General features: G+C 53.5%; 27 protein-coding genes and 1 pseudogene. 27 read left to right on the top strand and 1 reads right to left on the bottom strand.

The window, feature by feature from the left end:
- Window positions 1-8 precede the first annotated feature (8 nt).
- The 22 genes and pseudogenes from GCD22_RS14765 to GCD22_RS14660 all read left to right on the top strand — a co-directional run bounded on the left by GCD22_RS14765 (window position 9) and on the right by GCD22_RS14660 (window position 17,673).
- Window positions 9-338 (top strand): rhodanese-like domain-containing protein, encoded by a 330-nt coding sequence (locus GCD22_RS14765; RefSeq protein WP_031575913.1) that lies wholly within the window; start codon window positions 9-11, stop codon window positions 336-338.
- 124 nt (window positions 339-462) lie between these two features.
- On the top strand, window positions 463-693 hold the full coding sequence (locus GCD22_RS14760) for a sulfurtransferase TusA family protein (RefSeq protein WP_010637274.1): 231 nt from the start codon (window positions 463-465) through the stop codon (window positions 691-693).
- A 40-nt stretch (window positions 694-733) separates the two neighbouring features.
- Window positions 734-1,204, top strand: a complete 471-nt coding sequence (dsrE2, locus tag GCD22_RS14755) for a sulfur carrier protein DsrE2 (RefSeq protein ID WP_010637276.1) — start codon at window positions 734-736, stop codon at window positions 1,202-1,204.
- 64 nt (window positions 1,205-1,268) lie between these two features.
- The gene (locus tag GCD22_RS14750) at window positions 1,269-1,949 is read left to right on the top strand and encodes a 4Fe-4S dicluster domain-containing protein (RefSeq protein ID WP_010637278.1); all 681 of its coding nucleotides are present in this window, start codon (window positions 1,269-1,271) and stop codon (window positions 1,947-1,949) included.
- Between the two features lie 18 nt (window positions 1,950-1,967).
- Window positions 1,968-3,311 carry a heterodisulfide reductase-related iron-sulfur binding cluster gene (locus GCD22_RS14745; RefSeq protein WP_153940855.1) on the top strand — a complete coding sequence of 448 codons (1,344 nt, stop codon included), beginning with the start codon at window positions 1,968-1,970 and terminating at the stop codon, window positions 3,309-3,311.
- Window positions 3,312-3,323: 12 nt separating this feature from the next.
- Window positions 3,324-4,379, top strand: a complete 1,056-nt coding sequence (locus tag GCD22_RS14740) for a CoB--CoM heterodisulfide reductase iron-sulfur subunit A family protein (protein WP_010637279.1) — start codon at window positions 3,324-3,326, stop codon at window positions 4,377-4,379.
- Window positions 4,369-5,187 (top strand): hypothetical protein, encoded by an 819-nt coding sequence (locus GCD22_RS14735; RefSeq protein WP_031573175.1) that lies wholly within the window; start codon window positions 4,369-4,371, stop codon window positions 5,185-5,187. The genes GCD22_RS14740 and GCD22_RS14735 overlap by 11 nt, the downstream gene beginning before the upstream one ends.
- A 23-nt stretch (window positions 5,188-5,210) precedes the next feature.
- A complete protein-coding gene (locus tag GCD22_RS14730; RefSeq protein ID WP_010637284.1) occupies window positions 5,211-5,930 on the top strand; it encodes a 4Fe-4S dicluster domain-containing protein in 720 nt (239 codons plus the stop codon).
- The gene (locus GCD22_RS14725) at window positions 5,923-6,834 is read left to right on the top strand and encodes a CoB--CoM heterodisulfide reductase iron-sulfur subunit B family protein (protein ID WP_010637286.1); all 912 of its coding nucleotides are present in this window, start codon (window positions 5,923-5,925) and stop codon (window positions 6,832-6,834) included. Before GCD22_RS14730 ends, GCD22_RS14725 begins: the two co-directional genes overlap by 8 nt.
- 66 nt (window positions 6,835-6,900) lie before the next feature.
- On the top strand, window positions 6,901-7,347 hold the full coding sequence (locus tag GCD22_RS14720; protein ID WP_010637288.1) for a biotin/lipoyl attachment domain-containing protein: 447 nt from the start codon (window positions 6,901-6,903) through the stop codon (window positions 7,345-7,347).
- Window positions 7,344-7,739 (top strand): DsrE family protein, encoded by a 396-nt coding sequence (locus GCD22_RS14715; protein WP_010637289.1) that lies wholly within the window; start codon window positions 7,344-7,346, stop codon window positions 7,737-7,739. Before GCD22_RS14720 ends, GCD22_RS14715 begins: the two co-directional genes overlap by 4 nt.
- A 23-nt stretch (window positions 7,740-7,762) precedes the next feature.
- The gene (locus tag GCD22_RS14710; protein ID WP_010637291.1) at window positions 7,763-8,200 is read left to right on the top strand and encodes a glycine cleavage system protein H; all 438 of its coding nucleotides are present in this window, start codon (window positions 7,763-7,765) and stop codon (window positions 8,198-8,200) included.
- Between the two features lie 85 nt (window positions 8,201-8,285).
- Entirely contained in the window at window positions 8,286-9,407 is a 1,122-nt protein-coding gene (locus GCD22_RS14705) for a radical SAM protein (RefSeq protein WP_024892999.1), read from the top strand.
- Between the two features lie 53 nt (window positions 9,408-9,460).
- On the top strand, window positions 9,461-10,531 hold the full coding sequence (locus GCD22_RS14700) for a lipoate--protein ligase family protein (protein ID WP_031573192.1): 1,071 nt from the start codon (window positions 9,461-9,463) through the stop codon (window positions 10,529-10,531).
- Window positions 10,528-11,589, top strand: coding sequence for a geranylgeranyl reductase family protein (locus GCD22_RS14695; protein WP_081577701.1), 1,062 nt, complete (start codon window positions 10,528-10,530; stop codon window positions 11,587-11,589). The genes GCD22_RS14700 and GCD22_RS14695 overlap by 4 nt, the downstream gene beginning before the upstream one ends.
- 24 nt (window positions 11,590-11,613) lie before the next feature.
- Window positions 11,614-12,750: a radical SAM protein gene (locus GCD22_RS14690; RefSeq protein ID WP_010640287.1), complete on the top strand. Its 1,137-nt coding sequence runs from the start codon at window positions 11,614-11,616 to the stop codon at window positions 12,748-12,750.
- A gap of 245 nt (window positions 12,751-12,995) precedes the next feature.
- Window positions 12,996-13,859, top strand: a complete 864-nt coding sequence (locus GCD22_RS14685) for an OmpP1/FadL family transporter (protein ID WP_153940854.1) — start codon at window positions 12,996-12,998, stop codon at window positions 13,857-13,859.
- A 3-nt stretch (window positions 13,860-13,862) separates the two neighbouring features.
- On the top strand, window positions 13,863-15,077 hold the full coding sequence (locus tag GCD22_RS14680) for an ISL3 family transposase (protein WP_065973572.1): 1,215 nt from the start codon (window positions 13,863-13,865) through the stop codon (window positions 15,075-15,077).
- A 56-nt stretch (window positions 15,078-15,133) separates the two neighbouring features.
- Window positions 15,134-15,637: pseudogene (locus GCD22_RS14675) on the top strand (OmpP1/FadL family transporter); the annotation flags it as partial.
- A gap of 165 nt (window positions 15,638-15,802) precedes the next feature.
- Complete coding sequence (locus GCD22_RS14670) at window positions 15,803-16,207, top strand: hypothetical protein (RefSeq protein ID WP_031572237.1); 405 nt, start codon at window positions 15,803-15,805, stop codon at window positions 16,205-16,207.
- A gap of 49 nt (window positions 16,208-16,256) precedes the next feature.
- Entirely contained in the window at window positions 16,257-17,264 is a 1,008-nt protein-coding gene (locus GCD22_RS14665; protein ID WP_051690597.1) for a lipoate--protein ligase family protein, read from the top strand.
- Window positions 17,265-17,295: 31 nt separating this feature from the next.
- Entirely contained in the window at window positions 17,296-17,673 is a 378-nt protein-coding gene (locus tag GCD22_RS14660; RefSeq protein ID WP_031572239.1) for a hypothetical protein, read from the top strand.
- A gap of 75 nt (window positions 17,674-17,748) precedes the next feature.
- Here GCD22_RS14660 and GCD22_RS14655 read toward each other — a convergent pair whose 3' ends face one another.
- A complete protein-coding gene (locus GCD22_RS14655) occupies window positions 17,749-18,072 on the bottom strand; it encodes a hypothetical protein (protein WP_024893006.1) in 324 nt (107 codons plus the stop codon).
- Window positions 18,073-18,197: 125 nt separating this feature from the next.
- Here GCD22_RS14655 and GCD22_RS14650 point away from each other — a divergent pair, with 125 nt between their 5' ends.
- From GCD22_RS14650 to GCD22_RS14630, 5 genes are read left to right on the top strand one after another with little or no spacing between them, the layout of a single operon-like run.
- Entirely contained in the window at window positions 18,198-18,593 is a 396-nt protein-coding gene (locus GCD22_RS14650; RefSeq protein ID WP_031572240.1) for a hypothetical protein, read from the top strand.
- Window positions 18,594-18,596: 3 nt separating this feature from the next.
- Window positions 18,597-19,394 (top strand): CbbQ/NirQ/NorQ/GpvN family protein, encoded by a 798-nt coding sequence (locus tag GCD22_RS14645; protein ID WP_010637306.1) that lies wholly within the window; start codon window positions 18,597-18,599, stop codon window positions 19,392-19,394.
- 9 nt (window positions 19,395-19,403) lie between these two features.
- A complete protein-coding gene (locus tag GCD22_RS14640; RefSeq protein WP_081577703.1) occupies window positions 19,404-21,896 on the top strand; it encodes a nitric oxide reductase activation protein NorD in 2,493 nt (830 codons plus the stop codon).
- On the top strand, window positions 21,896-23,077 hold the full coding sequence (locus tag GCD22_RS14635) for an acetoin utilization protein AcuC (RefSeq protein ID WP_031572241.1): 1,182 nt from the start codon (window positions 21,896-21,898) through the stop codon (window positions 23,075-23,077). The genes GCD22_RS14640 and GCD22_RS14635 overlap by 1 nt, the downstream gene beginning before the upstream one ends.
- Window positions 23,074-24,219, top strand: a complete 1,146-nt coding sequence (locus GCD22_RS14630; RefSeq protein WP_031572242.1) for an aldo/keto reductase — start codon at window positions 23,074-23,076, stop codon at window positions 24,217-24,219. The genes GCD22_RS14635 and GCD22_RS14630 overlap by 4 nt, the downstream gene beginning before the upstream one ends.
- Window position 24,220: the final 1 nt, after the last annotated feature.

Genomic DNA, 24,220 nt, shown 5'->3' with positions numbered 1-24,220 from the left:
AATAGCTTATGTACGGTTTTCAGGAAATCACGGCAGATCAACTCAAGGCCTTGAGCGATCAAGGTGATGAGTTCATTCTGGTGGATGTACGTTCTCCCGCTGAGGTGGCACGTGGCATCATCGAAGGAGCCCGGCACGTACCCTTGCACATGCTGCCGATGTCTCTACAGCAGTTGGATAAATCCAAAACGGTGGTATTTTATTGTCTCAGTGGTGGACGTTCAGCCCAGGCTGCAGCTTTTGCCGTTGCTCAGGGTTTTGGACAAGTGCTTAATTTGCGCGGTGGAATTTCAGCCTGGGCGAATCGTGGACTGCCTATTGGTCAGTTACCCGGTTGATTAGCATTTTCTAAAATAGGGGTGCTTAATCATCAAATCAAAATATTTGCCTTGCTGTTCCCCCTTTTCCTGATACAGTCTTGCAGGTAGTTTTCAGACATCAATAACCTTAGGAGGTTAAACCATGGTACAAGAAGATCAAGTACTCGACGCACGTGGCCTGAATTGCCCCTTGCCCATCCTGCGCACCAAAAAGGCTCTCGGTGAGCTGACTTCCGGTCAGGTTTTGAAGATCGTCGCCACTGATCCTGGCGCGGTAAAAGATTTTGAAGCATTTGCCAAGCAGACCAAGAATCCTCTTTTGGAGCATGCTGAAGCAGCCGGCGAATTTATCTTCTTCATCCAGAAAGCATAATTGAATGAGGTTGGGCTGACCGCCTGACCAGGAGTAGAAAATGGACGAGAAAAAACTAGCGATTGTTGCCACAAAAGGCACCCTTGATTGGGGGTATCCTCCCTTTATCCTGGCATCCACTGCTGCAGCCCTGGGCTACAGTGTGGAAATCTTCTTCACCTTTTACGGCCTGCAATTGCTCAAGAAAGATCTGAGTCATCTGCGCGTCAGCCCCTTGGGTAACCCAGCCATGCCGATGCCTGTTCCCATGCCTACCCTGATGATGGTGTTGCCAGGTATGGAAGGAATGGCCACATCCATGATGAAAAGCAAAATGAAAGCCAAGGGCGTAGCCAGTCTGGATGAATTGCGCGAGCTTTGTGTTGAGGCTGAAGTAAGAATGATCGCTTGTCAGATGACAGTCGATCTTTTCGAGTTTGATACGGCTGACTTTATTGACGGAATTGAATTGGGCGGTGCAGCGGCCTTTTTTGAATTCGCCGGTGAGTCCGATATCACGTTATTTATTTGAACCAATGATCTGTGCTGCGGGTCGAAAAGGTACGACGTATTAATTACGAGCGAGGAGCGAGTAGATGGCGACTTACGCTGAAATGAAAGAGATGTTTGACGAAATCCGTGCGGATTTTCGTTATGACCACGAACTCAATGGCTGTTTGAATTGTGGCATTTGTACGGCTACCTGCCCGTCGGCGCAGTTCTACGATTATAGTCCCCGTGAAATTGTCCAGTTGCTCTGGACCGAAAACGTGGAACAGATTTATGACGCCATGCAGGAAAAAATCTGGGCCTGTGCTCAGTGCATGACCTGTGCAGCACGTTGTCCTTTCAAGAATTCTCCCGGTGGACTGGTCATGATCATGCGCGAAGTCTCCATTCGCCATGGTATGCAATCGGCCAAAGATGTGTTGCGCCCCTTTGGTCGCGTAATGCTCAAACTGATTACCACGGGTAATCAGCTTTCTCCTGACATGATCCAGCCCGATCATTTCCCGGACTGGGGCCCCAATATTCAGAAGGTTGAAGGAGATTTGCGGATTCTACGCAAAGCAATCCCGGTTCGCACGCTGCAAACGGTAGAAACGGCCTGGGAGGTTTCCCTGAAAACTTCCGTAGAAATGTACACCATCTGGGAAATGACGGGTGTGCTGAAGTCTCTGGAAACCATGGATGAAAACCTCTTTGATGTGATTGAGGATTTCATTGATGAAAAACGGGAAGATTATGAAGACTGGCTCGAGAGCCAGGAAGACTGACGGATCAAGGAGATCGTTATGAGCGACAACAGCACGCAGCAAGGATTAGCAGGGCACGGAGCTTTTTTTCAGGACACGAACTTATCGGCCAACGAAGCGGAAGCGGCCACGGCATGGGTACGCAGTCACGTAGACCGTCGCACCATGGACCTGGGCGAGCGTATGGACGACATTCGCGAGCACATGTGGGAACTGGAAAAAGAAGGTGAAATCATTGTTCACCGCATTACCGATGACCACAAGCCTATTGAAGTAGACACTCTCTATGGCTGGAAAAAGCGGGTACCCACCAACCAGCTCTGGCATCACAAGAGCTGCGGCCAGTGTGGCAACATTCCCGGCTATCCCACCAGCCTGCTCTGGTTCATGAACCACTTTGGCACGGATTATCTGGACGAAACCGACCAGACCTCCTGCACCGCCTGGAACTACCACGGCTCTGGCATCGGCAATGTTGAATCCCTCGCCGCCGTCTTCCTGCGCAACTTCCATCAGGCCTATGTCTCCGGCAAGCAGCACGGCTATGAAAACGGCCACTTCTTCCCGCTGGTCCACTGCGGCACCTCCTTCGGCAACTACAAGGAAATCCGCAAGTATTTGATTGAATCAGCCGAACTGCGCGAAAAGGTCAAGAAAATCCTCGGCAAGCTCGGTCGTCTGGTCGATGGCAAGATTGTCATTCCCGAAGAAGTCGTGCACTACAGTGAATGGTTGCATGTCATGCGCAACCGCATTGCCAGCGAACTGCAGACCATCGACATGAGCAACATCCGGGTGACCACCCATGCGGCCTGTCACTACTACAAGATGGTGGCGGAAGACGCCATTTACGACAACAGCATTCTCGGTGGCAACCGCACGGCCGTCGGCACCTCGGTCGCCCAGGCGCTGGGAGCTCAGGTCATCGACTACTCCACCTGGTATGACTGCTGTGGCTTTGGCTTCCGGCACATCATCTCCGAGCGCGAATTCACCCGCAGCTTCACCATGAACCGCAAGATCAAGGTGGCCCGGGAAGAAGCCAACGCCGACGTCATGATTGGCATTGACACCGGCTGTATCACCACCATGGACAAGAACCAGTGGATCGGCAAGGCTCATGACATGAACTACAGCATCCCGATCATTGCGGACGTGCAGCTGGCCGCCCTGGCCTGTGGCGCTGATCCCTTCAAGATCGTCCAGCTCCAGTGGCATGCTTCACCCTGTGAAGATCTGGTGGAAAAAATGGGCATCAGCTGGGACAAGGCCAAAGCCGACTTCCAGGAATATCTCAAACAGGTCGAGCAGGGCAACGTGGAATATCTCTACAACCCCGAACTCGCCACTAACCAACATATCAACATGAAAGCGGGCGCTTAAGGAGAAAAATCAGTGAGTGCACAGGATACAGTATTAGTCGTAGGTGCCGGCCCGGCCGGTCTGTCAGCAGCTGCAACCATCGCTTCGATGGGCAAGAAAGCGGTCATCGTCGAGAAGGAAGATATTCTCGGTGGCGCCCCGATCATCTCTGGTTACGCCAAGCTGGTTCCCTCGGGTGAGTGGGCCAAGGACGCTATTGGTCGTATGGTCAGTCGGGTAGAAGGAGATGGCAATGTGGCTATCCACAAATCTACCAAGGTGACCACGGTTGAAGGGGAAGCCGGTAATTTTACGGCGACTCTGAGCAATGGTGAAAAGGTCGAGGCTGGATCCATTGTGCTGGGTACCGGTTTCACCCACTTTGACTCCATCAACAAGCCGGAATGGGGTTTTGGTACCTATGAAGACGTACTGACCACCACCCAGATGGAACAGATGGTTGGTACCGGTCAAATTACCTGTCCTTCGGATGGACGGGTACCCGAGCGGGTTGCCATTCTGCTCTGCGTAGGGTCACGTGACCGTCAGATTGGTCGTGAATGGTGCTCCAAAATCTGCTGCACCGTTTCCACGAATCTAGCGATGGAAATCAAGGAAATTTCACCGAGCACCGACGTGTTCATTTACTACATGGACATTCGTACCTTTGGTCTTTACGAAGACAAGTTCTACTGGAAGAGTCAAGAAGAGTACAAGACCAAGTTCGTCAAGGCGCGTATTGCCGAAGTCACCAAATCACCGGACGGTCGTTTGCTGGTGAAGGGCGAAGATACTCTGGTCAAGCGTCCTATCGTGATTCCCATGGATATCGTGGTTCATGCTATCGGTATGGATCCCAATGCTTTGAATGCTGAAATTGCCAAGACTTTTGGTATTGGTCTCGAAAAACACGGCTTTATTGATCGTGCCGAGCAGTATACCAATAGCCAGGGAACGACGCGCAAGGGTATTTACGTGTGTGGCGCGGCTACCGGCCCGGAAGATATCGATACTTCGATTGCTCAAGGGCAGTCAGCTGGTTCACGAGCAGTAGCCGATCTCTTTGGACAGCAGAAAGTTGCCAGCTGATATCTACCAGGACAGGAACGAAGAACATATCGTTCCAGCCACGCTGCCCATTGAGCTCGACAAGGGTCTGCTCAATCGTTCTTTCTATGAACTGGAAGAAGCTTTTGAGGGACAACAGGGACTTGCCGATCTGGTGAGTAGCATGGCAGAAAAGACGGCAAGTTTTCGCCGTCTGCTACTGGAAGAACAGCAACCCCTGACCGAAACACAATTGGAACATCTCGTCGCGCAGATGTTTACGGCGCGACGGAAAATATGGCCGCTCATTGAGGAACAAGGTGCGGCCAAGGTTGGGGAGTTGATGCGCGATCTGCTCACCGGACACGGCGATCTGACGCAGCGCATGGCAAGATTCGAAGAGGCCTTGCCAGCTACCGGAAAAGTCAAACGCGTCATCAGGGATGTGGCTGCTGAAGTCCTGCACTTCAGCGATCCGGAGCGGTATCCTCTGATGACTCGCTGGGTCTGGGATCAAGGAACCACTTCCGGAGCCATTCGTGAGTTTATACGTGGTGGGGATTACCTCACGGATTTTCCTTTTGGCGAGAGTCCCGAAATGTTTGAGGGGCTGCGCCAGTGGATGCGTGAAACACTGCTGGAGTTGGGCGTATATCGTGATGTTCCCTACATGGTGGACATCATCCTCGCTCATCAGTATTCACAGTATGTACGGGCAATGGCAGAAGGCTTTTTGCGTTCGGACTTTGGCGGTCAGACCGACTTTACGGAGCAGATTCGTAAGTTGCTGGGTGTTGAAGTGCAGCGGCGGATGGGCGGGTCTCGCATCAAAAGAGACGACATTCATTGATGAATTAGGGTTTAGGAGCAGCTATGGCTATTCATGAAAAAACACTGATCGATCCAGATCGGATTTTACAGCACGACCATCTGGTAGTGGACGGAGTGGATGTTTCAGGGTCCTGGAACACGATGATTACTCCCCGTACGCTCACCGACTATGAAGAAAATTTCGAAAAAATCATTCAGAGCTACAGCGGTGGCGAGAATGTGCATCGTTGTTGGCAGTGCGGTTCCTGCACCAACTCCTGCACCATGTATGCACAGAACGTGGACTTCAATCCGCGTTACTGGATTTATCTGATTCGTCTGGGCCTGAAGGCCGAGTTGATGAAAGATAAGGACATCATCTGGCAGTGCGTGTCCTGTAACAAGTGCACCAACATCTGCCCAAAGGACGTGCGTCCTGAAGGCGTCATGAAAGCCACCGCACACTGGATGGAAGATAATGGGTTGACCCCCAAGACCCTTTCCACTCACTTTGACGAAGAATTCACCCATCAGTGTATTGAGTTTGGTCGCATTGAAGATACCGAAGTCATGATGGGTTTTTACAAGCGTTCCAATCAGCCTCTGGTGCAGGCCTGGATTGTTGAGTTCGGAAAGCGTCTGTCCAAGGGCTTGCCTTTGGGGCAGTTGGCGAAAATGGGTATGAATGTTGTTTTCCGTCCGAAAACCAAGTCCTGGGGCAAGACCGGAGAAGTACTCGCAGAATATGTGAAAGCACAGAAGGAGGCCGCTCATCATGGCTAAGGTTGCATATTATCCGGGGTGTGCGCTGGAAGGTTCTGGCGGCCCCTACGACAAGTCCACGCGCGTTCTGGTCAAGGAACTTGGCCTGCAGATGGAAAACCTCGAAGACTACAACTGTTGCGGCGCCATGGAGGTGAAGAACATCCACCCCATGCTGCAGACTTACATGTCCGCACGCAATCTGGCCATTGCCAGCAAATTGCAGGGTTGTGATACGGTGATGGCCCCTTGCAACGGTTGTTACCGCAATCTGAAGCAGACGGAATATGAATGTGCCACTTCCGAAGAGACCATGAAGACGGTTCAGGATCTGGCCGACAAATCCGGCGATCCGGTATACGACGGTGATGTACGGACGTTGCATGCTCTGGAATGGTTCATGGAAGAAGTCGGTCCTGATGGCATCAAGAGCAAGGTCAAAAAAAGTCTGAACGGTCTGAAAATAGCCAATTATTATGGCTGTATGTATACCCGTCCCCGGCAGATCTTCCCGGAAAAGGACCAGGGTCCCGGCTCTGAATCCAGCTATGCCCCGCATTTTATGGACGACCTGCTCAATGCAGCGGGTGCCGTAGCCGTAGACTTTCCCTTGAAAACTGCTTGCTGTGGTGGTGCGCATACGCTTTCTGATTCGGATACCTCCACGCAGTTGGTGTTGAATATCCTCCAGGCAGCCGAAGATGCCGGCGCTGAAGTTATTGCGACGGAATGTCCGACCTGTCACTCCGGGCTGGAAATGCACCAGGTCCGTGCGGAGACGGAATTCGGTATCAAATCCAACGTCAAGGTCATTTACTTCACCCAGTTGTTAGGGTTGGCTATGGGCCTGTCTGCGCGCAAGGTCGGCATTCCCGACAACGTCAGCGATTCCATGGACCTGCTTGCGGCCAAAGGCATCGTATAACAAGGTTGGGAAGCGCCCCGTAATGGGGCGCTTTTTTTTACCTGCCGCTGTCAACAGGGGGAGGCTATGGAATGTAACGGATGCGAATTTCGCGCCGAATTATACTATGATCAGGAGTGTCAAATCTGGGTGCGTCGCGAAGGCGACGGAACCCTGACGGTGGGCATGACGGATATTTCTCAATCTATTGCTGGTAAAATTTTGCATGTGCGGGTGCGCCGTCCGGGCACACGCAGGCCCGTAGGCAAGCCCGTGGCAACCATTGAAAGTGGCAAATGGGCGGGTCCGGTTCCTAATGTGTTTGATTGTGTGATCGATTTGGCCAACGAAGATGTGCTGGAAGATCCCAACCTGCTGAATATTGAGCCTTACGAAGCGTGGATCGCCCGGGTTCGACCGGTGGCATCCGTGGACGTAGCGTTAAAAAAACTGTCTACTGGGGATGCGGCCTTTGAGTTGTATCGGCAGCGCTGTCTGCGCGACGATATCCATTGTGAGCGAGGTATGCGATGAGCGATCATTATTTAAACGATGACGGTGAAAAGTCAGTGGTTATCGTTATGACCAGTGGCCCGAGCACTGCCCATCGTTGTGCAACGCCTTTCTATCTGGGTTCGCTGTTGTCTTCCATGGACGCAGAGGTTAAGATTTTTTGCACCATGGAAGCCGTAAAACTCATGAAAGTAGGTGTCGCAGAAAATTTGGCAGCGATGGAAGGTGGCAAGCGGATTATTGATTTTATTCGCGATGCCAAAAATGCTGGAGCACAGCTTTATGTATGCAGACCGGCACTGCCTGGATATGAGATTGAAGCAGACAACTTGATTGATGAAGTGGATGAAGTGGCTTCAGCAGGTGATCTTGCTGATTTGATTTTGTCCGTTGACCGGCTATTGTTTTTTTAATTTAAAACCCGAAGGAGAAAATGATGGGAACTGTACGTGGCTGTGAAATCCCCGAAGATTTGATGTACAACGTTGATAATAACGTTTGGTTGCGCAAGGAAGATGACGGCAGCGTCACCATTGGTATGACTTCTTATGCCTGTGCTTTGGCCGGTCAGATTGTTTCTTACACCCCCAAGGGTGCTGGAAAAGACATCAAAAAAGACAAGTCTGCCGCAACGGTTGAATCCGGTAAGTGGGTAGGTCCGCTGAAGAGCCCGGTGAGTGGCACCGTGGTTTCCAGCAATGATGACGTAGCCAAGGACCCGGGTCTGATCAACAAGGACCCTTATGGTAGTGGCTGGATTGCCAAGTTGACTCCGGCTGACTTTGCTGGTGATTCTGGCGAACTGAAAACCGGTGCTGACGCTCTGGCCGCTTTTGAAGAAAAGATGACGGCTGATGGTTTTGGCGGCTGCTGAGTTATTCAGATAGCCCTATCCAGTCAGACGGCCGCATTTTGCGGCCGTCTAGCTTTCTTAATGGTTGACAAGGATGGAAATTAATATGAACCCATGGTTAAACGCTGTTTCGCAAGTGGAAGCTTTAGAAGATCTGACGCTCAACGCTGATCTGGTCGAATCCATGCGGGAACGGTGGTCTGGCCTGGCTGGCAGTCAGGTGGGTCGTATCAATTTCTATACCCCTTCATTCAAACACCACGAGACTTCGGAAGTTTCTGCTTGTGGTAAAAATGCGTTCCCGGCCATCTCCATTACCGGTGGTGACTGCAAACTCCAATGTGATCACTGCAAGGCTAAAATTCTGGAACCCATGATTCCAGTACGCAGTCCTGAAGAACTGGATCGTCTGGTCGATCAGATTGTTCTCGACGGTGGTCGCGGTTTACTCTTGTCCGGTGGGTCGGACCACCAGAATGTGGTCCATTATGAACCGTATTTCCCCATGGTGCGTAAAATCAAGGATCGTTACCCCAACCTGCAAATTGCCATGCATACAGGTATTGCTACCCCTGAGTTTGCCAGAGGCATGGAAGATGCGGGCGTTGATGTAGCGATGATGGATGTGATCGGCGCCCAGGACACCATCAATCAGGTCTACCATCTACGTCGCACTGTGGATGACTTCGAGGCGGCTCTGGAGGCTTTGGTTGCCACCTCAATGAAGGTTGTTCCCCACATTGTTATCGGTTTGCATTATGGAGAACTGCTGGGTGAGTGGAATTCGCTGGAAATCATTCAACGGCATCTGCCCAGTGCCTTGGTGCTGGTTGTGATTATGCCGCAGTATGCCTCTTCCAGTCGTCCTTTTGTGACTCCGCCCACCGATGAAGTTGGTAAATTCTTTATGGATGCCCGTGCTGCACTTCCAGAAACCCCGGTATTGCTGGGTTGTGCGCGACCATCAGGCGTTCATCGCTCCATTACCGATACCTATGCAGTCATGGCGGGTCTCAATGGGGTGGCATTCCCCTCCGATGGTATGTTGGCTTTGGCCAAACATCTGGAACGGGATGTGTTCGTGACCCCGTCCTGCTGCTCCATGATTGTCGGCGAAGAAGTGCTGAGCATGGGTGACGAGTCCACGACCATGCCTCTGGATTACGTGCCTGCTGCTCCCAAGCGCCGCACCCAACTGCGCGATATTCCCATCGTCTTCACGGCCTGAGCAATGTACGTGGTACTTGTGAACAGCTTGCCGCAGCATCGGGTTCACCCGCAATGAACCCTGTTGTTCAGACTCCCTGGCTGGTCGTGGATACGGGTTTGCGTCCAGCCGATGAAAACATGGCGCTGGATAAAGCCTTGCTGCAGGCCATGGCCGATCAGGCCATTCCCAATATTTTCCGCTTTTTGCGCTTTGAAGAATCAGCGCTGGTGGGTTACCACCAGTCTCCGGATCAGGAATTGAATCTGGATTTTTGCCGGGAAGAAGGCATTGCTGTGCAGCGTCGGCTTACTGGTGGTGGCGCGTTGATTTTTGATCCGACCCAAATTGGCTGGGAACTGGTCTGCCATCGGGATGCTCTGCCCAAAGGCGACATGGCGGCAGTATCCCGGCAAATTTGTTTGGCGGCTGCGGCAGGTTTGTCGAAGCTAGGCGTCGATGCCCGTTTCCGACCACGTAATGATATTGAAGTGGAAGGCAAAAAAATCTCGGGAACGGGCGGTATCATGGACGGCGATGTTTTACTTTTTCAGGGTACCGTGCTGGTGGATCTGGACATACCGAGAATGCTGCGGGTCCTCCGGGTTCCCGTGGAAAAGCTGGATGCCCATGCCATTGCATCCGTTGCCGATCGGGTCACCAGTTTAAGAGCTCTGCTGGGCGCAGCTCCTGAGCTAAGCATGGTTCAAGAGGCCTTGCTGGAAGGTTTCCGCTTACACTTGGGGCTGTGTTTTGAAACAGGAAAAATGCCGGAACCGGTCATGGCCTTGCTGCCCGAGATGTTGACTAAAGTCCGCGATCCGGAATGGTTGGGTGTGAATAACCGTGCCCGCGACGGTATGCCACTGCGCAAAGCCAGTCTGCGTGCGCCGGGAGGAACCCTGCAGGCAGAAATCCTCTGGGATAGCTTTGGTAATCGGGTGCGTCAGGTGCATTTCAGCGGCGATTACTTCATCCAGCCCCGCCGCGCCATCGTCGATATGGAAGCCGCCCTGCGTAATGTGCATCTGAATGACGTGGACAGCATTCTGACGGAGCTGTTTGTGCAGCAACATATTGATGGCTTTGGTTTGCAGGCTGAACACTTCGCCAGGGTGCTGCGTATGGCAGCGGAGCAGCCATGAATAAAATCAAGCTGGATCTGCTGATTGTCGGTGCCGGTCCGGCGGGAACGGCCGCTGCTCGTGCCGCCGCCGATAAGGGGCTGCGGGTACTGTGTGTGGATCGTCGGGCACAAATTGGCCTGCCGGTACAATGCGCCGAATTTGTCCCCATGCCTTTGTTGCGTACTGTTCATGAGACCCGGGCGCGGGTGCAGGATGTGGCAGGGATGATGACTGTTCTTCCCTCCGGTTTGGAACATCATAGTGTCTTCCCCGGTATCATGATTGACCGGGGACGTTTTGATCAGGGTTTGGCAGAGCTCGCTCAGGCCGCTGGTGCTGAGGTGAAAACACGCAGCACCTTTCTTGCCTGGGATGGTCGCCACGCTCAAATCAAGCTGCCTTCTGGTGAGATTCAAGCGGTTGAACCCTTGCTGATGGTTGCCGCAGATGGTCCGCATAGCCCGGTTGCTGAGGCGATTGGGCTGCCGCATCAGCAGGTGGTTTATACCCGGCAATACACGGTACCCTTGAGTCATCCCTATGCGGATACGGATATTTTTCTGTCTGATGCTTTTCCAGGTGGTTACGGCTGGCTGTTTCCGCGTGGACCTGTTGCCAATTTGGGTTTGGGGGCGGATAAACGCTTTGAGGATAACCTCAAATTTCCTCTCGAACATCTCCATCAGCAGATGGTGGAGCGCGGCATTATTGGCCCAGAAGTGCTCGGTAGAACCGGTGGTGCCATACCCGTTGGTGGTTTGCGTCCCATGATCCACGGTAATGTTTTGCTTTGTGGGGATGCCGCCGGATTGACGCATCCCATTACGGGTGCTGGCATCCCTGCGGCGGTCATCAGTGGGGAAGCCGTAGGTTTGGCCGCTGCCGCTTTTCTGTCCGGCGATGAAGATGCGCTGGAAAGTTATGAAGAAGACATGCAGGATCAGTTCGGTCCCGCTTTGCGCCGGGCTGTGCAGCGCAGAACATCTTTGGAAGCTGTGTGGCGCAAGCCTGCAGCCCGGGAAGACCAGGTAATGCGATCCGCCTGGATCGCTTTTGATGAATACTTTGCCGCTTAAGGCAGATTGACAGGAGGAACGTCCATGAGTGCGGTAGTCGAAGAAAATTCTCAGACCCTAAATTTTTATCGCCCGGATTATTTCGTCAAAACACCGACGATGCGTTCCCCGGACTATGTGCAGTTAAGTACGGCGGCAGCCATTACCCTGGGTCTGGTGCCCGGCGTGATGCATCGCACCTCCTGTACCAACTGCTTGAATCTGCTGATGACCTACCCGGAAGGTTGCCGCGCCAACTGCACCTACTGTGGTCTGGCCCGCCATCGCGAAGAAAGCCGCGATTATGCCGACCGCAATTTCATTCGGGTGGACTGGCCGACGGTACGGGTGGACGAAATGCTCGAACGCATTGCCCAGAACAGCGACAAGGGTGATTTTCAGCGCATGTGTATCAGCATGATCACCCACCCCGATTCAGACAATGACACCATGACCATGCTCAAACGCTGGATGGAAGTTGCCCCCCATATTCCGGTTTCCATTCTTTCCAATCCGACCACCATGGAAAAGCAGGATCTCATCAACCTCAAGGAAGCCGGTGCGGACATTTTTACGGTAGCTTTGGATGCCGTGACCCCGGAAATTTTTGAGCGAACCCGTGGCAAAACCGTACAAAGCCCGCATTCCTGGGATAAATACTGGCAGACCATTGAATGGGCCGCAGAAATTTATGGACCGGAAAAATTCGGCGCCCATCTGATTTGTGGCATGGGCGAAACCGAACAGGAAATTCTTGAAGTCTGTCAGAAAATGAAGGATATGGGCGGTCATAATCACATGTTTGCCTTTTTCCCGGAGAAGGGTTCCATGATGGAAGACTGGGATCCGGTTCCTCAGGATCATTGGCGTCGCGTTCAGTTGGGTCGCTTCCTCATTGATTATGCTGGTGGCCGTTACGATGACATGAAATTTGACGAATATGGTCGGGTCGTGGACTTCGGCTACCCCGAAGCGGAGCTGGAAGACATTATCAACTCCGGTAAGCCTTTCCAGACTTCCGGCTGCCCCGGCAAAGACGATGAAGAAGTCAGCGCCTGCAACCGTCCCTATGGGGATTCTTCGCCCTCGGACATTCGTTCCTTCCCCTTCGCCCTCAACAAGGAAGATGTGGAAATCGTGCGTCGGCAGATGCGTTTGCAGGACCTGCAATTCCCGGGCTGACAGGCTTTTGGGAAGAGTATTCAGCCGATTCATGATAAATTGGCTGAATGAAAAAAGGGGCTTCGGCCCCTTTTTTTAATGGGGACTCCCTAAAATCCAGTAATATTTATTGTTGCTAATATACCCATATTTTAAGCGCTGATAATTGGATTAAAAATTTGATAGATTAACGTTCTTGCAACACTGTTCCCGATAAGACACAATCATCGTGTCATTAGCGACACAACTGTGGGCGGAGGATACAGATGAAAAAATCACGGATTTTAGGGGTAGCAGTAGCGGCAACTCTGGCAATGGGCATTTCCAGCAGCGCCCTTGCAACGGATGGTTATCAGTTGATTGGTATTGGTCAGTACGCGATCGGTATGGGTGGCGCGGTTGTCGCCGCGCCTGATGATCCTTTGTCTGCAGCGATCAGTAACCCTGCAGGTTTGGCTAATATGACTCCGCAAGCAGCTTTCTCGGCAGAAGTTTTTAACCCAACCCGTAAAACGAATATGGGCAATGGCGAAATTGGTAGTCATAGTAATATTTATGGAATTCCTGCTATCGGTTGGGTAGCTCCCGCTTTTGGTGATGGGATTGTTTTTGGTGGTGGAGTTTATGGAACTTCTGGTCTTGGGGTGAATTATCTTCAAAATATTGCAGCGAATCCCCAAGGTTTTCCCTATGGAGGATATACAAAAGCTTACAGTAGCATCACGTTTATTCAAATGGCGCCTTCTATTGCTATGAAGGTCAATAGTCATCTGTCAGTTGGCGGTTCTCTCAATATCGCCGCAGAACAGGGTTCTTTTCAACAAACTTTGACGCAATATGCACCAGCTACAATTATTCAACCGGGTGTAGGACCGGTAAATACTGTGGCTCCAGTAACGGCTGGTTTAAATTTATCCTCGCCTTCTTGGGCTTATGGGGTAGGTTTAACTTTAGGCGTGCTTTATAAAGTAAATGATATGGTAACCTTGGGTGCTACATACAAATCACCAATGATGTTTACCCCTCTTACCTTCCAAGGTGGTGCGCAATCTGCCCAGCTGGCTCTTCGTCAGATCGAGTGGGTAGGGTTTACAATGCAGCGGAGCAGTTGTGTCCCGAATAGGAGTTAGCTGATGGTCCCAGAAGAGCTGTTTTCTCTCGCGTTAGGGTTGGTACCGCCGTGGTTGGTGGACGATGTGACCTTCCAAGTGGAGGAGAAGCGCCTGGATCTGCACATCAACTTTCCCAAGGGCAGTCGCTTTGCTTGCCCCGTCTGTGGTGAGGAGTGTCCGGTACATGACACCCGTGAACATACTTGGCGGCACATGGATTTCTTTCAGCATGAAGCCTATCTCCACGCCCGCGTACCCCGTGTGATGTGCCCGGAACATGGGGTGCATCAGATCCCTGTTCCCTGGGCGCGGGAAGGCTCGCGTTTCACCCTGCTCTTTGAAGCGCTGATCATGACCCTGGTGCGGGAGATGCCGGTATTGACAGTAGCCCGCCTGATCGGCGAGACCGACACGCTCCTGTGGCGGGTGATTGACCACTATGTGCCCGAAGCCCGTACCAGAGTGGATATGGCCCATGTCCATGCCGTCGGCGTCGATGAAACCAGCAGTCGGCGCGGCCATGACTACATCACGCTCTTCGTAGATCTGGAAGCTAGGCGACTGCTGTTTGCCACCCCCGGTAAGGACGTCTCCACTTTTGCGCGATTTGCCACAGACCTTGAAGCCCATGGGGGCAGCGCAGAAGCTGTCACGGACGTCAGCATGGACTTGTCTCCCGCCTTCCAGAAAGGGGCTAAAGAGCATCTTCCCAACGCCCAGGTGACCTTTGATCGTTTCCACCTCATGAAGCTCGTCAACGAGGCCGTGGACGCGGTACGCAGGAGCGAAGCATTTACCCAGCCAGACCTCAAAAAGACCCGCTGGCTCTGGCTCAAGAATGAACGGAAACTCAAGGTGAAGCAGAAAGAAAAGCTGCAGGCATTACTCAAAGACCAGAACCTCAAGACGGCGCAGGCCTACCAATTCCGCCTGACCTTTCAGGACATCTTCACGATCAAGAATCGCCATCAGGGTGCTACCCTCTTGAAAGCCTGGTTGGAAAACGCCAAGACCAGCGATCTGCCGCCTATCGTCAAGGTTGCCTACACCATCATGAATCATTGGGATGGTGTGCTCCACTGGTTTGAGAGCCAGATCACCAATGGAATTCTGGAAGGTTTTAACAGCCTCATTCAATCCGCCAAGGCGAAAGCTCGGGGTTACCGTACCCACAAGAACTTTATCAATATGGCCTACCTGATCTTGGGTAAGCTGGATCTCAGGCTACCCACTTGAAATGACGAGGAACCGCCCAGCTTCCTAATGGACAGCCCGTTCAGGGGACACAAGGAGAGTATAGTGGGCATTTGAACTACCCTCAGCAGATTGCCTTAGGGCTTGCTATTCGTCCTACCTCTCAGTGGTTGGTGAGCGTTGAGGGACAATGGATTAATTGGCACAACACCCTAAATACGTTTAATATTTATGGACCTTGGCAGGGTACCAATGTGGTTCCGCTTGGTTTACACTGGCATAATCAGTTTGTTGCAAATTTTGGTACCCAGTATGATATCAACAACTGGTTGCAGGTGCGTGCTGGTTATACCTGGAGTTCCAATCCAATCGATAACAAAGATGCAGCAGCGAATACCATTTTCCCAGCTGTAGTCCAGAATACCATAACCTTTGGTTCTACTCAGAAACTGGGAATGGGTTGGAAGCTTACCGAAGCGTATATGCATGCATTTGCAAATACGATCACGGGACCAGCTGGTACAGCTCCTTTTGGAATGGAAACACCAACATCAACACTTGCTGAAAATTCCTTCGGTCTGCAAGTCGGTTACGACTTCTAAAACTATACCCCTCCTCAGGGTACGTGGGAGACGGGCGACCGTCTCCTTTTTTTGTGTTCAGGTTACGGGGCCGCGTTGGTGCCGCAAAATCCCTTACCTTGCACCCCAAGGGGGTTTTGCGCGAAACTGGCCTGAATCCGATCAGCAGAGAATCCAAGGAAACGCATGAAGTCCATACCGATTACCGATGTTAGTAGCCTCAAAAATGAACTCAACAAATACAAGATGGGGAAAAAGCTGGAAATTCCCCGTTTCAACCAATTGGCGAGAATGGCCTATATGGGTCGTTTGGTCATGACGCCACTGGATCCCGAAGATCCTGCCTGCAAATCATTTCTGGTGCATGTGCAGGAACCTCTGGGCATGGCCGCGCACTTTATCGAGCTGGATGAAGATTTGCAGGATACCATCCTGATTCTGGATAGTGAGCAGTCCATGGCCATGGCGGGTATCATGCAGGCGGGTGTGGAAGAACGCGTGCGCTGGCATGAAGCCCTGAATGAGCGGGATTTCTATTTTTCGGCCTTTTACCGCCCCAAGGACAGGGAAACCCGGGAAGAAAACGCCTGAGTTGATGACCTTCGGCTATCTTCCGCTCCAGTCAGGACAGCTCTGAGGGATGCAGTTACGCATCATCTCCTTGGGGGTGTTGTCTCCGGAGTTACTCCACAAAACCTATGTGGGGCTGGCAGAGGCGCAAAGTGACAGTGATCTGCCCATTTTGCTGCTGGTACAAAGCGCTGCGCATCTGAGTCTGGGTGCGGCACAATCTGCCGGAGCGGAACTCGACCTGCTGGTCTGTAAAAAGCTGGGGGTCCCGGTGCTGCAAAGATCCCTGGGTGGCGGGCTGGTCTGGGTGGATGGCGGACAGCTCAGTTACTTTTTTATTTTTCCGACGGCGTGGGGTATGCGCCGTGCTACTGAGCTTTTTGACCATATCGCGCCCTGGATAGTGGCTCTTTATGCCCATTTTGGGGTGCTCGTTGAGGCGCGCGATGGGCACGACTTCTGGTGCGCCGGGCGTAAAATCGGTGGGACCGGAGCGGCGAGTATCGGGCGTAGTCTGGTGCTGGGCGGCAGCATCATGCTCCATGTGGACTGGCAGGGTTTTGTCGGCTGTGTGGCAGCCCCTTCGGAAGCGTTTCGTGCCTGGCTTGCAGAGGCCCTGGAGGACAGTGTCTGGAGTTGGTCGCAACTGTCCTGCTCTCCACCCACGCCTGAGGCTCTCCGCGCGGCTTTTCCTCTGGTGCTGGAAAAGTCGGGTGTGCAAGCGGTCATCGAGACGGTGCTGAGTCGTGATGAGCAGCGCGCCGTGGCAGAAGCGGAACTGGAAGAGCCGGAATGGGAAGACCGCAGAAGCCGCCGCGTAGCTGCGGGTATCAAGATTAAAGCGGGCGCTTTTTTGACAGAACGTCATTGGCCGGAAGGGCAGTATTTACGTATCTGGACAGAAAATGGCTGCTTTCGTAGGGTGAAAGCCTCGCTGTGGGCCGAGAGCGAGACGCAGATATTCAGCGGCTTGCAGATGGATTCCCCCGCTTTCAACGCCGCCTTGCAACAATTGGCTGGTAACGAATACGATCTTTGGGCGGCACGATTTGCCGAAACGGCTGTCTGGAAAGATTAAAATCCGAATCCAGAATGACAGGAGATGACGAATGCCCAGTATTGATGACCGGATGCGCAAGCGTTTTATATTGATGAATAGTGATGCGGCATTGAGTCAGGCGGTGGAGTCTTCTATTCCGGAAAAGTGGGAAATGACGGAAGCCACTGATCTGGATGCTTTTGATGAATGGCAGGAAATTCTCTTGCACCGCTTTATGCTGCTGAATATGGAAGACCCGCAAATCAGTGATCCGGTGGAGTTGATAGACATGATCCGCCGCGAGCACCAGCTGAATATCCCTATTTTCTGTTTGGGAGGGAGCCGCGAACTGCGTGATCAGGCGCGTTCAGCGCGGGCTGACCGCTTTTTTGATCGGGAAGAAGGTTTGCAACGCTTGCCGGAATTTTTCCAGCAGTTTGCCTGGTAATAAAAAGCACCAAAAAATAGCGCCGCTGGCTTTGCTCAGCCGGACGGCGCTTGATAGGCCGATTGGCTCGGTGGTTCAGCCGACTTTGGCGTGGGCCTCGGTGTCCAGCAGCAGATCATGGCTTTCGCTCTGGCCTTCGGCGCTGACGGTCAGAGTGGCAATGCGAATGCCGGCATCCTTGAAGGTGACTTCGTAGGAGAAAATACCCGGCAGTTCCAGGGTGCTTTCTTTCAGAGTCTTGCCTTCACAGGTTACACTGACTTTGGCGCTGCCCTGACCTTCCAGCATGGCCTGAATCCGGAAAGGATGTCCGGCGACGCGACGGTAGACCTGAGGATCGCGATTGGCGTTGTATTGCAGGTTGTTCAGTTTGACCATCTTGACGAGTTTGTTGCTCATGGTTGCCCCTTATTAATCACACTATAAAATGAATTATACACGCATTTAGCTAAAACTCTTTTATCCTAGACGAAAATCTCCCGGAGTGGTAGCGGGTTTCGCCGAAAAACCGATCAGGAGTGATGATGACCGAGTCAACACAGTTAATTACGGCACTGGATGCCGCCCATGAACGTATTGAAGCACTAGCCAAACAACAAATTGCAGGAATGCCCTTGCCCGGATTGCTGGAAGCAGGCATTGCCGAAGCGCAGGCCATGTTGCGCATTATGCTGGAAAACGAGCATAAGCCTTATGCCAGTGATGCGGATTTGCTGGAATTGTGGAAAACCCTGGTGAAGGGCAAGCCTCACTGGAATACCATTCGCGATAATTGTCGTGAACTGATTTACTACCAGAATTGTCTGAAAGCGGAGCGTCAGGATGCGCTGCCCGCCCAGCCTGAGCGGATGGTGATTCATACCCTGCGTCACATATTTCTGTATTTACGTAGTCATGCCGAACAAAATCAAGAGGGTTGAGTAATGAGTGAAATGATTATCCAGGAACCTTTTTACCAACCCGTAGCCAATGAAGTCGGGGTGTTTATGGCGGCCTGGAGCCGCCGTTTGCCGGTCATGCTCAAAGGACCGACGGGTTGCGGCAAAACCCGCTTTCTGGAACACATGGCCTGGCGTCTCAAGCGGCCCCTGATTACTGTAGCCTGCCACGAAGATCTGACCAGTTCAGACCTGGTCGGGCGCTTTCTCATTGAAGGAGATGCCACGGTCTGGCAGGACGGACCCTTGACCAAGGCAGTGCGTGAGGGGGCGATCTGCTATCTGGATGAAATTGTTGAAGCGCGGACCGACACGACGGTCGTGATCCATCCCCTGACGGACCATCGCCGCCATCTACCTATTGAAAAGCTGGGCACGGAAATCAATGCGCATCCCGATTTCATGCTGGTCATTTCCTACAATCCCGGTTATCAGACGGTTTTGAAAGATCTTAAACCCTCGACCAAACAGCGTTTTGTGGGTATGAATTTTACCTATCCCCCGGCCGAGGTGGAAACCCGGATTGTCATGAAAGAGGCGGGGCTGGATGAATCCCGCTCCAAGGCCCTGGTGGCGGCAGCAGATAAAGCCCGGAATCTCAAGGATCAGGGTCTGCAGGAAGTGACTTCGACGCGCGCGCTGATTTACGCTGGAGCGTTGATGGTGGCGGGACTGGAATCCCTGGAAGCCTGCACCATGGCGATCATCAACCCGCAAACGGATGATCCGGAGTTGAGCGAAGCCTTGCTGGAAATTTTCCGGACTTTTTTCCCGGAACGTTAAGGAGCTTTCATGTCGGAAGCGACCGAAGAAATCCTCGAGCATCTGGCGGCCATCAGTTTTGTGGCCGGACGGGATGCCCGCGAAGCCTTGCCCGCAGTGGCGCCGCTTGGGGAAGCGGCTGCCCTGCGCTTTCTGGAAACAGGCCGAGACCTGTTTTTTTATGACCGGGAAGCCGGTAAGGCCTATTTTCATGCCACGGCCAACATGGTAGCGGCTTTTGGCGGTCTGGATCCCTGGCTGGAACAAGCGCGGCAGTTTCTGACTCAGCGCGGAACCTTTCGCGCCGTAGTCGGTTTTTTTGCGCAGGCGGCCATGGTGCGTAAAAACTGGGGGGCCGAAGGTGAATCGCTATGGTTCAAGCTGGGGGCGGCCTGGGTTGATCGTCATGTAGATAGTGCTGCGGCTTATTTTCGGATGCCGGTGGCGATGCTTTTTGGGGATAACGGTACCACTGGCCTGACTGCCCTGCTGCAGCCTGCTGACAGTCTGGCCAAGGGCCGTCTGGGTCTGGGGACTTATCTGGATGGCGCCATCAAGGTGCGCGGCATCTGTGGTCTGGACGGTGTAGCGGAATGGGCGCGACGCGGGGCAGATGTGCTGGCTGCCGGTCGGATTCGGGGTGAGGCCTGGTTTCGTCTGGAAAGTGATGAAGCCCGCAGCTTTCTGCTGGAGGTGCTGCCCGGTTTTCGGATGGGAACCCACAAGCGCTTGTTTGGTTTATTGCTGCAGGCCTGGACCGGATTGCATTTGCCTTTGGAAGAGGGCGACTGGAGTCTGGAAGGAGGCCGCAGTTTTCTGGAAACCGATGGCCGCAGTCTGTTTGTACCAGCGGTCATGCCGGATCGGGAAGAAGCCCTGCTGGCTTTTTACCATACGGGTGCGCATCTGGCTTATGACAGTTATGAGCAGGACGCCATCCACGCCCTGTTTGCGGAAATTGGCATGGAGCATCCACCCCTGGACCCCGATCAGCGCATTACCTGGCGACCGCTGTTTGCCCGGTTTGGCGAAGACCTGATTCGTTTCCAGATGATTTTTGATTTGTGTGAAGACCTCCGCGTAGATGTAGCGCTGGATCGGGAAATGCCAGGATATATCTCTCGGGTTGTGCGGGCGGCCCGCAAGCACGGACTCCCTGAGGGTGTGGCTGCTGCCTACTATGAACAGGCCCAGCGTTATCTGGAAGATTACCAGCTAGGTCGGTTGAGTCCTGATCTGGCGGATCTGACCCGTAGCGAAGCCGGTATTGTGGATGCCTTCCGGGTGGCTATGGCCTTGTATGCCACAAGCACCCTGCCGCCTTTGACCCTCACGGAGCGTGCCCGCGCTTATTTGCCAGGCCATTCTCCCAATGCTGCAAGGCCCGTCTATCCCCGGCAAAAACGCGGCAGCGATGGACCGGAAGTAGAGGGCGACAGTGCCCTGGGTGCGGCGGGGCATCAGGAAAAACCCAAGGAAGCGCCGCAGGCCGCCGAGGGAAATGATCCGGACATGGAAATCCCGCCCGAAGATATTCAGGGTACGGGCGGGCGCGTGGGGGTGGGTATTCCTTTGCCGGCCAAGGTGGCGGGCAGTGGTCGGGGGGTGAAAGGCCCCAAGGGTGGCTGGCCCTACCGCGAGTGGGACTACCGCCATCAGCAGTATAAAATGGACTGGGCGCGGGTGCACGAGCGTAAGCTGCGCGAAAAAGATGAAGCCAGGGCCATTGAAATAGCGGCTGAATATGATGGGACTTTGCGGCGTCTGAAGCGCGCCTTACAGGCCCAGAAGCCGACCCGGATGTCTCCCCGTCGTCGTCAGTATGAAGGGGAGGAACCGGATCTTGAAGCTGCTGTGCAGTTTCTGATTGAAAAACGTGCCGGACGTTCGCCCAAAGCCAGCGTGTATTTGCAACGTCGTCCCCAGCAAAGGGATACGGCGGTGCTGCTGCTGGCCGATCTTTCCACCTCGATCATGGCCGAAGCGGGAGATTCCGGGGTGCGGGTGGTGGACCGGCTGCGTGCAGCCATGCTGCTGTTTGGCGAAGCGTTGCTGGAAGTGGGAGATCCCTTTGCGGTCTATGGTTTTGCGAGCAAATATCATGATGAGGTGCTGATGTATCCCATCAAGCGCTTCACCGACAGATTTGACGCACGGGCCAGGGCCCTGCTGGGAGGCTTGTCGGGGCGTCTGGCGACGCGCATGGGCGCGGCTATCCGCCACAGCAGCAAACTGATGCTGCGCAGCCCGGCCCAGCGCCGCCTGTTACTGATTCTTTCCGATGGTCGTCCGGCAGATTATGATGACGGGGGAGATGCCCGCTATTTGCAGGAAGATACCCGCATGGCGGTGCGGGAAGCGCTGGAACTGGGTATTCACGCCTTCTGTATCAGTCTTGATCCCCAAGGTGGAGAATATTTGCCGCAGGTTTTCGGGCAGGGACATTATCTGGTGCTGCCGCATCTGGATAGCCTGCCGGCGCGCTTGCCCGAAGTGTACTTGCGCCTGCGGGGGCATGGCTGATGAATGAAAAGGAATTATTGCAGCCACGACTTGCGGCCACGCTTCCGGCCCGCTTTGTCGGCGCTGCCCGATATCGCCGCGCCAGTTATGGCAGCAATCATCCGCTGGCGATTCCGCGCGTTTCCCTGACTCTGGATCTGATCAACAGTTATGGGGCCATTGCTGCCGAGGAATATTGCCTGGGGCGTCCGGCCAGTCATCAGGAGCTGTTTGGCTTTCATACCCGCGATTATATCCAGGCCTTTGAGCATGCCCAGTTTCGCGGTAATGTCCGCGATACGGATCGTAAACAATATCAACTGGGTACCTTGGAAAATCCGTATTTCCCCGGTTTTTTTGATACGCCCAATCTGGCTACGGGCTCCAGCATATTGGCTGCAGAGCAGATATTGCAGGGTTTCACCGCGTTCAGTCCGGCAGGAGGCATGCACCATGCGGCACCCGGTCAGGCACGCGGATTTTGTTATCTGAATGATCCGGTACTGGCTATCCAGCATCTGCGCAGGGCCGGGCTGCGCGTGTTGTACTGGGATATGGACGCTCATCATGGCGACGGGGTAGAGGCGGCTTTTCATGCGGATCCTGATGCCTTGACGGTTTCCCTGCATATGGACACGGCTTATGCTTATCCTTTTCAGGGGGGCGGGCTGGATGACCATGAAGGAATGGCAGTCAATCTGCCCCTGCCCGCAGAAATCAACGACACGGAATATGCGGCAGTTTTCGAGGCCCTATGGCCCCGGGTCATGCGGCAGTTTGTTCCGGATGTGGTGGTCTTGCAGGCGGGTACGGACATTTTGTCTCCCGATCCGCTGAGCAAGTTCCGGATATCCAATGGACTGTTCTGGCAGGTGCTTCGGCGTCTGCTCGCCGAAAGCCCGCGTTTGCTGGTGCTGGGTGGAGGAGGGTATCATCCCATTGCTTTGGCACGCTGCTGGACCGGGGTCTGGGCGATTTTGTCCGGACGGAAGCTGGATGAAAATCTGCCCGAGTCAGGCCGAGCCCTGCTGGAAGGCGTGGAATGGGATCTGGACGATGAAGACGCCCCCGATTATAGCCGTCAATTCCAGTATCTGGATGATCTGCCCTTGCCGGGTCCCTTGCGAAGCGAAGTGACTGATCGTCTGGAGTATCTGTTCCACCATCATCCCCTTTTTGCAAACAGGAGAAACGCTGCGTGAATGCTGCGGATAACACATTGATTCCCGGGGCCGCCAATAGTGTCGGCAGTAAGGCCTATGTAGCGCGTTTTGCAGAGACTCTGGCGGAAGAACATTTCAGTGATTTTCTGAATACCCGCATCAAGCTGTCCTCCTTGGGGGTAGGCACATTCCCCGGCGCCGTGGATGATGTGACGGATCTGGCCGTGGCGGCCATTGTCGCTCAGGCCCTGCAATCCGGGATTAACGTGATTGATACTGGTGCGAATTATCGTTTTGGCCGGGCGGGTCGGGCGGTGGGGGCGGGTATTGCCAAGGCCATGGCGGCGGGAATTCTCCGCGAGGAGTTTTTTGTGGTGGGCAAGGGCGGATTCCTGACCTTCACGGGCGGGCGTCCCGAAGATCCTCTCGCCTTTTTCCGTGAGGAAGTGGTCGCCAAAGGCCTGGGCAAGGAAGAAGACCTCGCCCAGAATGTGCATTGTCTAAGTCCCGAATATATTGCCTGGCAACTGGATGATTTACGCAGCCAAACCGGTCTGGAAACCCTGGATGTGTTTCTGGTGGATCAGCCGGAGGTACATATTCCGCTGATTGGCAAAGAACGCATGTACCAGAAGTTGCTCCAGGTCTTTACCGTGTTGGAACAGGCGGTCAATGAAAACAAAATTCGTTATTATGGCATCTCTACCTTCAACGCCTGTCGGGTGGAAACCGATCACACCCTGTTCCAGTCCCTGACCAGTCTGATTGGCCTGGCTGAGAAGGCAGCTGGTGAAGGTAACAGACACCATCTGCGGGTAGTGGAACTCCCCTTTAATGCCCTGATGCCTGAAGCCTACACGCGCTTCAGTCAGGTTACCGGACAGGGAAATATTGGTTCGACCATTCAGGCCGCTTTTCAGCTCAAGCTGACCGTCATGGCCAGCCATACCCTGGGCAAAGGATTGCTGGCCCGGGAAGAAATCCCCTCCTTGCAGGAAGGAATTCCCGAACTGGCCAATGCGGCGCAACGGGCCATTCAGTTTGTGCGCTCGACGCCGGGCATTGGTGTCACCCTGGTGGGAATGAGTTCACCCCTGCATCTGGCAGATTTTTTAGCAGTGGCCAAGCAGCTCCCCTTACCCAAAGAACGCTATCTGGCGATGTTTGAAAAGGAAAAGTAGG

It is taken from the genome of Acidithiobacillus thiooxidans ATCC 19377, assembly GCF_009662475.1.
GTDB lineage: Bacteria > Pseudomonadota > Gammaproteobacteria > Acidithiobacillales > Acidithiobacillaceae > Acidithiobacillus > Acidithiobacillus thiooxidans.
This window is presented reverse-complemented; position numbering and strand designations above follow the sequence as displayed.